The organism is Rhodococcus sp. UNC23MFCrub1.1, assembly GCF_000686025.1.
GTDB lineage: Bacteria > Actinomycetota > Actinomycetes > Mycobacteriales > Mycobacteriaceae > Rhodococcoides.
The window spans coordinates 14657-27463 of the sequence record NZ_JMLQ01000017.1 but is presented as its reverse complement, the minus strand read 5'-3'; the positions used below and the strand labels follow the sequence as shown (position 1 = coordinate 27463).

Genomic DNA, 12807 nt, shown 5'->3' with positions numbered 1-12807 from the left:
CGACCACGGCATCACCATCGCCAGAGTGCTCACCGACAACGGATCCTGTTACCGGTCAACACTGTTCGCCGAAGCACTCGGATCGGTGGTGCACAAGCGCACCCGCCCCTACCGACCGCAGACCAACGGCAAAGTCGAACGGTTCAACCGCACCCTGAACCAGGAATGGGCCTACGCCCACACCTACCTCTCCGACGAAGCCCGCGCAGCGACCTACCAGGACTGGGTCCATCACTACAATCACCACCGACCCCACACAGGCATCGACGGCAAGTCACCCATCGAGCGACTCACCGTCCACAACCTCCCCGCGAAGAACAGCTAGCTGAGCTATCCACGCATCCGGATGCGGCGAGGTACAGGGTCAGTGGGCGTCGTCGAATGCCTCGATGACGTGCTCGGGGATGCGGCCGCTGTTGCCCAGCTCGTACCCGTTGCTGCTCGCCCATTCCCGGACCGCTCGGTTCTGCTCCTGGTCCCGTTATGTGCCGGGTGGCGCCGCCGAGCGGCGCCCACGATCTTCAGACGGCGGCCATAGCAGTCATGATTGATATACGCGCGGTATCGATCTCAGTGACGTCACTAGTGATGCGAGCGACGATGCGGTCGCCGAGTTCATCCGTCGAAGCGCCCATTCCTGGGCCCGCTAGTTCGCGCAACTCGCCAAGTACTGAGGCGGCAGCATTTTCGAGAGCCAGTGCGGCTTTCCCTTCGCCCAACGCTGCGAGGCACATTCCTGCCGACAGCACAGCTGCGGCCGGGTTCGCCCACCCGCGGCCGGCAATGTCGGGGGCCGAGCCGTGCACGGGCTCGAACATGCTCGGCGCCAGGCCGTCAAGGTTGAGATTGGCACTCGCAGCGACGCCCAGCCCGCCTTGAATCGTGGCTCCGAGATCGGAGATGATGTCACCAAACAAGTTGTCGGTCACGATGACATCGAATCTTTCCGGACTCATCGGCATGTGCTGGCACATGGCGTCGGCGTGCACGTAATCGACCTCGACGGAGGGGTATCGAGCCGCGTGCTCGTCCACGATCGTCTGCCAGAGCTCACCTGCGTGGACGAGGACATTCTTCTTATGACACAGCGTGAGCTTGTTCCTGCGCTGTCCCGCCAAACGGAAGGAGTAGTCCACGACGTCGGCGATCGCCGACGCAGTATTAACCGACTCTTGCAGAGCTACGGCATTCGTGGTTCCGCCGTGGACCGTGGATCCGCCACCTACGTACATCCCCTCGGTGTTTTCTCGTACTACGACGAAGTCGCAACGGGTCGGGTCGAGGTCCTTGATAGGTGTGGGAACACCAGGATAAAGCCTCACCGGCCGCAGGTTCACCTGCTGGCGCAGCTCGCGACGCATGCGCAAGATGAGGCCACGTTCGAGGATCCCCGGCGTGACGCGGGGGTCGCCCATCGCGCCGAACATGATGGCGTCATGGCACTGCAGGGCGGAGATGGTGTCGGAATCGATCAACGTTCCGGTATCTAGATATGTCTGCGCGCCGAGCTCGTACGGCGTCGTTGTCAGCGTGAAGCCGTGGACGGCGGCCGCAGCTTCAAGCGCCTTCACGGCCTGTGCGTTCACTTCGGGTCCGATACCATCGCCGTCGATGATGGCGAGGTCGTAGTTCCTCATGCGAGTTCCACCTTCTGCTTCGTGATTGAGAAATCGTGCCGGCGCTTCCCATGACGCGATTTCAGACCGTTCGACGCGATGAGGACCGTGCCCGCAGACGCTCCTCCGGTGTCGGAGTCAGCTCTGAAAGCGTCACGAGGCGCTCTGTCTCACCTCGATCTGATCGATCCGTGCGATGCAAAATCGATCGAAGTCCAGCCTTCTCGGCTACGGGCATGCATGCTACCGAAAGCTCGTAGTGTGTCTGGATCCAGTGTGAACGTAGCACACCGGGGTGTGATCTACATCAAAGCTTTAGCATCACCGCCGAGGTAACTAGACGCGGCCGGTACCTCGGAAAACCGCTCCAAGCAGTCACATACAGCGCGCTAGCGCGCGGTGGTGGTAGTTGACGTGACTCGTATCACCGACCATGCTGTAGTTTCACTGGCCTTACCACTGGTGTGACAGCGCAGTAATTTCGAGATTGGAGTGAACGATGGGCCTGATCGAGCCCCGGTACCCCGAAGGACTCCCGATCGCGGGTGCGTGGACCACCGACGGGGTTGATGTCGTAGACATCATTTTTCCGTTCGACGGAGCGACGGTCGCCTCGGCTCCCGTCGGCACGACCGCACACGCCGCCGCCGCCGTGGAAGCTGGTCTGGCGGTCCAGCCGCGCATCGCGGCACTATCTGCTGCAGTCCGTCGTCGGCTTCTCCTCGCGGTGGGAACTCGCATCGAAGAACTTCGTTCCGAGTTCGAGCAGTTGCTGGTAGCCGAGACCGGGAAACCGCTGGTGGATTGCCGCACCGAAGTTGACCGCACACTCTTCACCTGGTCTGCTGCCGCAGAGGCGATCACGTCGCTGCATGGTGAGACGGTTCCGCTAGACATCCAGCCCGGCGGGGAGGGAATGATCGGGTATTGGACCAGAAAGCCAATCGGTCTGGTTGTCGGAATCGCGGGGTTCAATTACCCGCTGCTGCTCGCCACGCACAAGATCGCTCCCAGCATCGCGGCGGGCTGTGCGGTCATCTGCAAGCCTGCGCCGAACACCCCGCTCGCGACTCTCTGGCTGACTCACCTCATCCATCAGGTTGCCGACGAACTGAGCGTCCCGCGCGACATCGTCCAGCTCGTGACCGGTGGTCCCGAGGTCGGCAGGACGCTCACCGCGGACCCCAGGATCGGCGCTGTCAGCTTCACCGGTTCCGCCTCGGTCGGCCATCAGATCGCGCGCGACTGTGCGCCGCGGAAGTTCCTACTCGAACTCGGGTCCAACGCAGCGCTCGTCGTCGCGTCGGACGCCGATCTGGAGGCGGCTGCTGACGCCGTCATCCGGGGCGGGTTCTACGGGAACGGTCAGGCCTGCATCTCCATCCAACGAATCATTGCCGACCAGGCGATAGTCGAAGACCTGGCCGGACATATCTCGAATCGTATGGCCGAGGTTGTCTTCGGAGACCCGCGACTACCCGAAACTAGAGTCGGCGCATTGATCGACGAGAAGTCGACGCAGCGCGTCCTCGACTGGGTCGAGGAAGCGTTGTCCGCAGGAGCGAAGCTCCTGAGCGGCGGCCGTGTCCACGGGCGTGTACTCGAGCCGACAGTGCTGTTGGATGTGCCGGCGGATGTGCGTGTATGGGACGAGGAGATCTTCGGTCCCGTCGTGTGCATCAGGACCGTCCCCAATCTGGACGCCGCCATCTCGACGGTCAACGCGTCCCGCTACGGGCTGCAGGCGAGCGTCTACACCTCGTCGCTGTCCACTGCATTCCGTGCGATCGATGAACTCGACGTCGGCGGTGTGGTCGTCAATCAGGTTCCCGGATACCGCAACGACATCATGCCGTACGGCGGAGTCAAGGACTCGGGCATAGGTCGCGAAGGCCCGCGATTCGCGATGGAAGAGCTCACCGTCACCCGCATGGCCGTCATCCGACCTTCGTGAGAAAGAGAAAGAACATGAACTACAACAACCTGTTTCGCCTCGATGGTCGCAAGTCGTTCGTTCTCGGCGCCGGCAGCGGAATCGGTCGTGAGTCCGCTCTCGCGCTCGCGGCGCACGGTGCCTACGTCATTTGCGCCGACCGCAACCTCGACACCGCACGGGAAACCGCCGCGTTGATCGAAAGTGACGGAGGTGCCGCCGAGTCCGTCGAGGTCGACGTCTTGGAATCAGAAGCTGTTGCCGCCGCCGCAGCCAGTCACTCAGATGTCGAGACGCTGGTCTTCACCGCGGCGACCAACGTCCGCAAACGACTGCTGGATTACTCTCTTGAGGAATACGACCGCGTGGTCAATCTGAACCAGCGTTCGAGTTTCAACCTGATCCGGGCCTTCGGCGACAACATGGTGAAGCGGGAAAAGGGCAGCATCATCGGGTTCTCGTCGGTGCGCCACCTCGTCGTCGAACCCGGCCAGGGTGTCTATGCCGCAACCAAGGCAGCGACTGTGCAACTGCTACGTACGGCTGCGGCCGAATTCGGATCCGCAGGTGTGCGCGCCAACGCGGTGGCCCCCGGATGCGTCGACACTCCTCTGACTTCGACCATTAAGGCTGATCCCGAGTGGTACAACGCGTACGCAACCAAGGGTGCACTGGGACGATGGTCGGTGCCGAGCGAGCTGGCAGGCGCCGTCGTCTACCTCGCATCGGACGCGGCGAGCTACGTGACGGGCACAGTAATGTATGTCGACGGAGGGTGGACAGCCGTCGATGGCAGGTTCACACCTCCAACTTCGTGACTTCGGCGGTTGGCGCGGCCGAGGCGAGGCACGAACCGAGAGGTAGCAGCTGGAAATGACGACCGAGTCCGCGCAACCTGCGCGCGTGTATCAGCTGATCGCCGACAAGATCGAGAACGCGGTTCTCTCGGGTGAATTGAAGCCCGGCGACCGGTTACCGAGCGAACGTGAACTAGTGCAGCAATATGGCGTGAGCCGGCCGACAGTGCGTGAGGCCCTACGCGTCCTCGAAAGCAACCACTTGGTCAAGTCTCGGCTCGGTGACCGCCGCGGGCCGGTCGTGCTCCCGCTGACATCGCACTCCTTGAGGAAGGCGTTGACTCGTCTCACGTCGGTCAATGCAGTGGGTTTGCAGGCGCTTCTGCAATTTCGCATGATCATCGACAGCGCTGCAGTGGTTCTGGCGGCCCAGTACCGCACCGATTCGGACCTCCTCGAAATGGAGCGGGCCAACGCACGCATGCGAGCCAGTGTCGAACTCGGATACGAGGAGTTCAGCCAAGCGGATTTCGACTTCCATCGCATCGTCGCGAGGTCGAGCAAGAACCCGTTGCTCGAGCTGTCCGGGGAAGCGGTTCGCGGTTCGGTCCTCGGACTCATCGAGCAGCGAATCGTGGACTCGGGAGACAGTTACGCACTGATGCAGTCGTCCATTCGGCATCACACCGAAGTCCTGGACGCCGTGCGTGCCGGGGACGGCGGCCACGCTGCGTGGCTCACGCGAGACGGGTTGTACTGGTACTACTTCGATTACCTCGACCCCGCCGACCGTCCGGGCCTTCGCGCGCTCGCAGACGAGGTGCGTCCGCTCTGACGGGAAAGTTATCGCGACAACGGGGCGGGCGATAGATCACATCCATTCCCGCATCGTGGTCAAGACATCGTCGCGTGGAGGAGTCGCCGACCGCAGATTCGGTCCCTGACGCCTCGCTGTGCGTTGGGGGGCATGAGTGTCAGACACAGCGCCCGCGGGTGCCAGTGGACTTGCTGACCTGCAAGCACACGAGCGCGTCTACCGGGTGGGTGGCGTGAGCCGCGCCGGCCGGGGCATCGGGTACCGCTCAATCTGACGAACTTGGACCCGGCCCGAAGCTTGACATCCGACTCGTGGTGGAAGCTCGTGGGAGATGCAAAGTCGGCGGTGTCGATGACACACCGCGTCGCTCTGTCCGGTGTCTCGTTCTGGGTCGGGGGTCGTTCGCCACCGCACCGAGATACCCTGTCCTGAATCGGGGCGAAGGAGACGAGGTCCATGACGGAGACCGCGGTCGGTGCAAGTGCCAGCGGCCATGACCAGGCTGGCCGCTGCGCCGTGCCTGACGAGGGGTCTCTGTCATTGCGCCGCCGCACTCGCATACCGTTGGTCGACGAGTTGACCGAGTTGATACGCGAGCGCATCTATTCGCAACGCTACGTCACCGGTCAGTGGCTCAGGCAGGAGAAATTGTCTGAAGAGTTCGACGTGAGCCGTACGCCTTTGCGGGAGGCGTTGCGCCGTCTGGAACAGGAAGGGTTGATCAAGTCCGAGCCGGGTAAAGGCGCTCGCGTGATCTCGGGTGACGCCGGGACGCTACTGTCCGCCTACGAGCTGAGAGCAGTGGTGGACGGCTTGGCAGCCAAGCTCGCCGCCCGCGATGCGACGGCGACTAGGGTTCGAGACCTGCGCAAGACGATCGAGGCGCAGAGAGAATCTCTCGACCCGTGGTCGCCCCGATCCTATTCGAAGCTCAACGTAGAATTCCACGAATTGGTGGCACACATGTCGGGAAACGAGTTCGTGGTCGCCCAAACATCCATCATCAAATTGACGGCGCAGGTGTTCGCGCCGGTCTCGGTTCTTGATCCAAGTAGTGCGCTTCGTGCGGTCGACGAGCACGTCGCCATCACCGATGCGATCGAGGCCCGCGACTCGCCCAACGCCGAACGGATTGCCCGAGCACACATCGAGCGAACCATCATCGAAATTCGTGCCCGCGTGAAGTTGTCCAGCTGAACCCTACGAATGACAGGATGGCACGGGTGGTCGAACGACCCGACGCGCAAGTCAACCGAACACGGGTCAGTCTTCATACGGCTTGAAATGGTCGTCGCCGCGTTGCGGTCACGTATTTCCGCGGGGCCGCCACGCTTCAGCCGTCAGGCAACATAAGGCGGATCCTGCCGTGTCTCGTCAGCTCGGCACGATCGGCGCCAACGTCAGTATTCGGGAGAGATTGAGGGCGGCGCTTCGCACTGTCGGCCCTAGCTGTCGAGCGACGCTGGGACCACCGAGTTCGGTCACCGAGATAGCGGCCAGGATGGCGCCGTCGGGCCCGAAAACGGGACTGCTGACGCAAAACACACCCGACCGCGTCTCTTCAAAATCGTATGAGATGCCTGTTTCGCGAATTGTACTGAGTTGATCATCCAGCACCTCGCGGCTCACTATGGTGCGTGGTGTCAGATGCGGAAGTTCCCCTGCGCAAATTCGGTCGACAGCCTCCTTCGAAAGATGCGCCATGATGGCCTTACCAAGTGCGGTCGCGTGGGCCGGATGACGACCTGCGGGCCGGAACGGCATAGGTGTCGACCCCGGCCCCGGGACCCTGTCGACGAACATCACTTCGGTGCCGTCCAAGATCGCCAAGTTCGCAGTATGTTTAGTGGCGTCTCGCAGATCGTGCAGAAATGGACTCACCGTCGCACGCAACCGTCGCTGGACCGGTACCAGCTGCCCCAGTTCGAACAAGATGAGCCCTAGGTGGAGTCGGCTCCCGTTGCGTTGCAGCAATCCTGCTGCAGTCAGGTTCTCGACCAGCCGGTGTGTTGTGGAACGAGGCAACCCGCTGCGTCGAGCCAACTCTGCCACCGGAATGCCAGCGTCGCTGATGGTGAACGCCCGCAGGATCGCCATAATGCGCTCGATCACGCCGTCGCCAGGCGATTGCGGGACGTCGACTGCAGGTTGGACGTTCATAGTCGATCAACGGTACCCCGCGTCGGTCTGGATGCTTCGGCTCGACCTACATGTATATACCTGAGAGCTTCGCATTGGGGCGTGAGCTCTCTCGGGCCGGCCGCTGATCGCTTGGCCCACAAACCTCAAAACCGATGTCCGCTGAGTGAGACACCGGACTTGTAGGTCGCTGATCACATCGAGCATATTTAAGCGGCTCGGGTCACAGCCTCAAGTCGTCAATGCGACCCGCCAGAGTTTCCGTGGTTTGCGAGGGCAACTCGTCCCAGATGTTCGGCCCGTGCGCGAGCGCGCTGCCGGTCCGTCCATCGGGGAGCGTAACCGCTGCACGCAAGCCCCCCCTTCTCAAGGGACAGACCCTGGATGGACGAACAGTTGGATGCGCGCGCAAACACCTCGCATCACGTGTTCGGACCGTCCACAAGCGCTGACCGCGGATTCGCGGATCTACTCACATGAAGGAGGTCTTATGAGTGGACCACTCACTGGACTCAAAGTACTCGACATCGCCACCGTCTTCGCCGGCCCGTTCGCGGCGGCACTGTTAGGTGACATGGGTGCCGACGTGATCAAAGTAGAGCTGCCTGGGGCGGGCGACCCCCTCCGCTCTCTCGGTCCGTTCAAAGGAGACACTTCGCTGACCTGGGCGGCCGCAGCCCGCAACAAGCGCAGCGTCACCCTGAACCTCAAGTCCGAAGAGGGTCAAGAGGTGCTTCTCAGGCTCCTCGCGGACCGCGACGTCTTGATCGAGAACTTCCGACCCGGCACGCTCGAGAAGTGGGGTCTCGACGTCGAACGGTTGCGCACTGCCAACCCAGACCTCATCGTCGTCCACATCTCAGGATACGGACAGACGGGCCCACTTGGAAGCAAAGCTGGCTTCGGGACTCCGGCAACGGCGTTCAGTGGGTACGCGCACATCAACGGATATCCGGATCGTCCCCCTGTCCTGCCCTCCGTGTCGCTCGTCGACTACCTCACCGGCATGTTCGGAGCGCTCGGCGCGCTGGCAGCTGTGTACCAGCTGAAAGTGACGGGCGGGCCCGCCGAGGAGGTCGACGCGGCACTGTACGAGTCAATCTTCCGGATGCTCGAGGTCGTCGTCGCCGAGTACGACGCACTCGGTACCGTGCGGGAACGCACCGGCAACGAACTTGCCGCTTCCTGCCCCGCAGGTATCTATCAGGCAAAAGATGGGCACTGGGTCGTCATCACGACCAGTACGGAACGTACCTTCGCCCGACTGGCTGAGGCGATGGATCGACCCGACATGTTGACCGACCCACGCTACTCGACCAACCGAGAACGATTGACGAGACGAACCGAGATGAACCAGATGCTCTCGGACTGGGCGGGTAGTTACACCCGTGAACAATTGCAGGATCGCCTCGACCAGCACTCTGTGCCCCATTCGTTGGTCTACGACGTTGCCGACATTTTCAACGACGAGCATTATGCTGCTCGCGAAATGCTGGTGAAGGTCAGTCACCCCACCCTGGGTTCGATCACCTTGCCAGGCGTGGTGCCGAAGTTTTCCGAGAATCCCGGCTCGATCCGAAACGCCGGTCCGCTGATGGGCGAACACACGAATTCTGTCCTCAGTGAACTTGGTTACACGGGCGAGCAGATCGCTGAGCTGCAGAGGAACGGGATTGTCTGATTCCGGTCGCAGTTCCGGACCAATCGACCAATTGAGGCTTAAGGTGTCCAAGAACTTCGAAACCAACTCGCGCGCCGCAGGGCACATCTTGGAGATCGTGCTCGACAGGCCGGACCGCGGGAATTCTCTTTCTGCGACCACGTTTTGGGAGCTCGCTGAAGTACTGCACACCGCCGAAACCGACGACTCGATCACCGCTCTGATCGTTCGTGGCAATCACGGCACCTTTTGCTTGGGGGGGGACATGTCCGACCCTGCCGGCAAGCGCGATCCGCGCTACGCCGACGCAATTCATCACTTCACAGAGCAGTGGTTGAATCGCACCATCCCAGCGGTAGCACTGGTCGATGGGGGAGCTCAAGCATATGGATGCGCCCTCGCTCTGAGTTCGGACCTCGTATATACGACAGATAGGGCGTGGTTTGCGCTCCCAGAATTGCATCACGGACTCGTACCCGCATACGCCCTCGCTGTTCTGAACGCAACGGGTAATGCGGCAGTAGGAGCTCGTCTCATGTGGCAGGGCGAGCGACTGTCTCCCGATGAAGTCGCGCGCACCGTCAGCAGAGTCATTCCCTGCAACACGCTGCAGGTCGCCGAGAACACAATGGAAGCTCGCATCGAAAACTGGATTGGCGGAGGCATGGACTCTCTCAGACGGGCAAGGCGGTTCATCAACAAGACGACGACTGCCACCACAGAATCGAACCTCGAGTCTGCGCGCGAAGAATTGCAGACTACGTTGCACGCGGTCGAGGATGACGCAAGGGAGGCACAATCTTATCTGGTGACCGAGAACGACTTCCCAGAGCAATAAACGTTGTGTATCAACCGCCCGACCCGTCGCAATAATCATCCCATCAACAAGGCCGGCCGGCGGGGCTTCCGCAGGGCGCCGCCCACCGATAGGCAGTTCAATGGACACAAACGTTCTCGACAGGGCTCAGAAGAAATCGTTCCGCCGCCTCATGCCGTTCGTGGCGTTACTGTTCGTAGTCAATCAACTGGATCGAATCAACATATCTGTTGCAGGGCCGAACGGGATGAACGATCAATTGGGTCTGACGGCTGTACAATTCGGACTCGCTTCCGGAATCTTTTTCATCGGATATATGACACTAGAAGTGCCCAGTAATTTAGCCCTTCACCGATTTGGAGCACGGCGCTGGCTGGCCCGCATCGTAGTCACATGGGGAATCGTTGCGACGTCGCTGACTTTCGTGCCAAGCGCAGGATGGTTGTATGGTCTTCGTATTCTGCTGGGCATGGCGGAGGCCGGATTCGCTCCCGGCATCCTGGTCTACCTGACTTACTGGTTCACACGGGAGATGCGCTCGCGAGCCACTGCCATATTCCTGCTGGGTATTCCTATTGCTGCTGCTTTCGGAGTGCCATTCATGACCCTCGTCGACGTGCACCTGGACGGACTGTTCGGACTCGATGGTTGGCGTGTCGTTTTACTGGTCACAGGCTTGATGGCGGTTGTCCTCGGCGTCGCTTGTTGGTTCTATCTGACAGATCGACCTTCGGACGCCCAGTGGTTGACAGGAGAAGAACGGCGCGTCCTGACTGAGGCGCTCGCAGCCGAGATGCCAGTAGAGGAAGACAGTCACGGAATTCGTGGGGCTCTGACAAACGGCCGAGTGTGGTTGCTCGCCGTCGCCCCGTTCCTTGTGTTGTATTCGATGTTCGTCGTGACCTTCTTTCTCCCTACCCTGTTGAAAGAGATCAACGTCAGGGAATCTCTCGGTCTGAGTAGCGTCCAAGTGGGTCTGCTGTCTGCGATCCCGTGGGCCATCGGGGGCATCGGAATGATCATCTTCGCCTCCCGATCGGATCGGAGTAACGATATTTCACGGTACTTCGTGGTTGCGGCTGTGATCGGGGCCATAGGGTTCTTCTTCCTTGCAATGTTCGGTTTGAACAACCCTTATCTTGCTCTTGGTGCAGTGACGGTGGCCATGGTCGGCGTCCTGGGTTCTCTCACCACGTTCTGGGTGCTCCCGTCGCGTCTGTACAAGGGTGTAGCTGCCGCGGGGGTCATCGCGCTGATCAACACCGTCGCCAACTTGGGGAGCTTCCTTGGCCCCTATTCGTTCGGGTTGCTCAGCGATGCCACGGGTGGGTACCGGGGCGGATTGTTTGTTGTGGGTGTAGCGATGCTGCTTGCCGGGTTACTCATCGCATTGCGATTCCGCGACTTGGGGAAGGCCCCGACTGGTGGCGAGGTGCAGATTGAAACGGTGCTGAAGTAACCGCACCATCGCTAAGCGTTAGAACCGTCCCGGTCACCTCCGAAGACCATTCTTAGGGGTAACCAATTTTCAAGCGCATCAGGCGCATTCAGTGAGTCCGCACTAGTTGACGAGGATATAATGGGTGAAACCGCAGTTCTAATTAACACCGCACTGGCAGTTCTGGCGACGGTTGTACTGATAGTTGGTCTTCGCGTGCACCCGGTGGTCGCGCTGTTGATGGGTTCGATTTATCTCGGTCTGACTTCTGGATTGGGAGTCGACGGTACGATCGACGCGGTCGGTACCGGATTCGGAGACCTGATGGCTGAAATCGGGCTTCTGGTTTCGTTCGGTGTCTTGACCGGCGCCCTTCTGCAGAGGGTGGGTGCTCTGCAGCGGTTGGTCTCCGCGCTGGTATCGAAAGTGGGTGCCGGAAAACTTCCTTATGCGCTTTCGATGACTGCGGGAACAGTACTCCAACCAATCTTCATCGATGTCGTGGTAGTTATCATCGCCCCTCTTGCGCGTCGGCTCGGCGCTCGTAGCGGCAAGAACGGTGTTCCGCGATTGATCGGGGCTCTGGCGATAGGCAGTTACGTCGGCATCATCACTGTGGTGCCGGGGACCGTCGTCATTGCCATGTCGGGTGTGTTGAACGTTCCGCTCGGGAAGGCGCTTCTCTACGGGCTGCTTGTCGCGATCCCCACAATCTTGTTGAGTACTGCATTCATGGACGCGGTCTATCGGCGAGGCGGTTGGAACCCTGAGAAGGACGAGCAACTGCTGGTCGAGTCGGCTTGGAACGACGAGACGGGGCCGGCTGGTAGCGATGTGGCCGTGGGGTCGAGCGGTACCTCCGGTGAGTCGACCGATCCGTCGACAAATAACCCGTCGTCACTTTCCTTAACAGCTCGGCAGACCCCCTTGCTTGTCGTTTTCGCGCCAACCATTCTCGCGCTGGTGCTGGTGGCGTCCAATGCGCTGCTCGAGATAATGGACGTGAACATTGCTGTTTTGGCTTTTATTGGCAGCCCTGTCATCGCCCTCTTCCTCGCTTTGATCGGAACAATTCTCATTACGAGACGTTCGCTCGGCAAAGATGAGGCCGGGTCCGCGATGTCGGACGGGTTCAAAGACAGCGGACAGATCTTGATTCTGAACGGTGTGGGCGGCTCGCTCGCCGCCGTCATTGCGCAGGTGGGTCTAGGTGACTCATTATCGAAGTATTTCTCTGCAAGCTTTGCGTTTCCGCTGCTCCTGGTGTGGGTAATCGCTGCCGTGTTGCACTTCGCTATCGGATCCGTTCTGGTGTCGGCTTTGACCGCGGCAGGTATTCTGGCGCCAGTCGCAAGTGCGATAGGACTCGATCCCGTTTGGCTCGTGTTCGCAGCGGGCGCGGGCTCCCTGTTCGCGATACACGTCACCAGCAATGTTTTCTGGCTGTTCCAGACGATGTCGGGCCTGACAACCAGAGGCACGCTGAAACTCATCACGGGTGGGGTGTCGGTTGCGTCGGTTGTGGCCCTCATGGTGATCACGACGTGCGCGGCTCTTCTGGGCTGACGACAGCGCGGTCGACAGGACGCG

Annotated in this window: 11 protein-coding genes and 1 pseudogene; 9 read left to right on the top strand and 3 right to left on the bottom strand. The window is 60.8% G+C overall.

The annotated features are described in order from the left end of the window. The coding region (locus tag BR07_RS0122365; protein WP_027504490.1) for an integrase core domain-containing protein at nucleotides 1-325 on the top strand (325 nt) is incomplete at its 5' end. Between the two features lie 39 nt (nucleotides 326-364). On the opposite strand, the pseudogene BR07_RS27840 reads toward BR07_RS0122365, so the two are convergent. Beyond that, nucleotides 365-466: pseudogene (locus tag BR07_RS27840) on the bottom strand (Lsr2 family DNA-binding protein); the annotation flags it as partial. 55 nt (nucleotides 467-521) lie between these two features. Next, entirely contained in the window at nucleotides 522-1637 is a 1116-nt protein-coding gene (locus tag BR07_RS0122360; protein ID WP_027507306.1) for a 3-isopropylmalate dehydrogenase, read from the bottom strand. 478 nt (nucleotides 1638-2115) lie between these two features. On the opposite strand from BR07_RS0122360, the gene BR07_RS0122355 reads away from it, so the two are divergent. From BR07_RS0122355 to BR07_RS0122340, 4 genes are all read left to right on the top strand, one after another. Continuing rightward, a complete protein-coding gene (locus tag BR07_RS0122355) occupies nucleotides 2116-3570 on the top strand; it encodes an aldehyde dehydrogenase family protein (RefSeq protein WP_037187533.1) in 1455 nt (484 codons plus the stop codon). A gap of 14 nt (nucleotides 3571-3584) precedes the next feature. Then, nucleotides 3585-4367: an SDR family NAD(P)-dependent oxidoreductase gene (locus BR07_RS0122350; RefSeq protein WP_027507304.1), complete on the top strand. Its 783-nt coding sequence runs from the start codon at nucleotides 3585-3587 to the stop codon at nucleotides 4365-4367. A gap of 55 nt (nucleotides 4368-4422) precedes the next feature. After that, entirely contained in the window at nucleotides 4423-5181 is a 759-nt protein-coding gene (locus BR07_RS27835; protein WP_027507303.1) for a FadR/GntR family transcriptional regulator, read from the top strand. A 438-nt stretch (nucleotides 5182-5619) separates the two neighbouring features. Next, a complete protein-coding gene (locus tag BR07_RS0122340) occupies nucleotides 5620-6360 on the top strand; it encodes a GntR family transcriptional regulator (RefSeq protein ID WP_081821498.1) in 741 nt (246 codons plus the stop codon). A 177-nt stretch (nucleotides 6361-6537) separates the two neighbouring features. Here BR07_RS0122340 and BR07_RS0122335 read toward each other — a convergent pair whose 3' ends face one another. Further along, on the bottom strand, nucleotides 6538-7323 hold the full coding sequence (locus BR07_RS0122335; protein ID WP_027507301.1) for an IclR family transcriptional regulator: 786 nt from the start codon (nucleotides 7321-7323) through the stop codon (nucleotides 6538-6540). A 469-nt stretch (nucleotides 7324-7792) separates the two neighbouring features. On the opposite strand from BR07_RS0122335, the gene BR07_RS0122330 reads away from it, so the two are divergent. From BR07_RS0122330 to BR07_RS0122315, 4 genes are all read left to right on the top strand, one after another. Continuing rightward, entirely contained in the window at nucleotides 7793-8983 is a 1191-nt protein-coding gene (locus BR07_RS0122330; protein WP_027507300.1) for a CaiB/BaiF CoA transferase family protein, read from the top strand. Between the two features lie 43 nt (nucleotides 8984-9026). Continuing rightward, nucleotides 9027-9800, top strand: coding sequence for an enoyl-CoA hydratase/isomerase family protein (locus BR07_RS0122325; RefSeq protein ID WP_027507299.1), 774 nt, complete (start codon nucleotides 9027-9029; stop codon nucleotides 9798-9800). A gap of 100 nt (nucleotides 9801-9900) precedes the next feature. Further along, nucleotides 9901-11238, top strand: a complete 1338-nt coding sequence (locus BR07_RS26050; RefSeq protein ID WP_051613710.1) for an MFS transporter — start codon at nucleotides 9901-9903, stop codon at nucleotides 11236-11238. Between the two features lie 120 nt (nucleotides 11239-11358). Then, nucleotides 11359-12783 carry a GntP family permease gene (locus BR07_RS0122315; RefSeq protein ID WP_027507298.1) on the top strand — a complete coding sequence of 475 codons (1425 nt, stop codon included), beginning with the start codon at nucleotides 11359-11361 and terminating at the stop codon, nucleotides 12781-12783. Nucleotides 12784-12807 lie beyond the last annotated feature (24 nt).

Coding starts and splice junctions, on each gene's coding strand:
- BR07_RS0122360 (WP_027507306.1), bottom strand. CDS start 1,637: ATGAGGAACTACGACCTCGCCATCATCGACGGCGATGGTATCGGACCC.
- BR07_RS0122315 (WP_027507298.1), top strand. CDS start 11,359: ATGGGTGAAACCGCAGTTCTAATTAACACCGCACTGGCAGTTCTGGCG.
- BR07_RS0122330 (WP_027507300.1), top strand. CDS start 7,793: ATGAGTGGACCACTCACTGGACTCAAAGTACTCGACATCGCCACCGTC.
- BR07_RS0122335 (WP_027507301.1), bottom strand. CDS start 7,323: ATGAACGTCCAACCTGCAGTCGACGTCCCGCAATCGCCTGGCGACGGC.
- BR07_RS0122355 (WP_037187533.1), top strand. CDS start 2,116: ATGGGCCTGATCGAGCCCCGGTACCCCGAAGGACTCCCGATCGCGGGT.
- BR07_RS26050 (WP_051613710.1), top strand. CDS start 9,901: ATGGACACAAACGTTCTCGACAGGGCTCAGAAGAAATCGTTCCGCCGC.
- BR07_RS27835 (WP_027507303.1), top strand. CDS start 4,423: ATGACGACCGAGTCCGCGCAACCTGCGCGCGTGTATCAGCTGATCGCC.
- BR07_RS0122340 (WP_081821498.1), top strand. CDS start 5,620: ATGACGGAGACCGCGGTCGGTGCAAGTGCCAGCGGCCATGACCAGGCT.
- BR07_RS0122350 (WP_027507304.1), top strand. CDS start 3,585: ATGAACTACAACAACCTGTTTCGCCTCGATGGTCGCAAGTCGTTCGTT.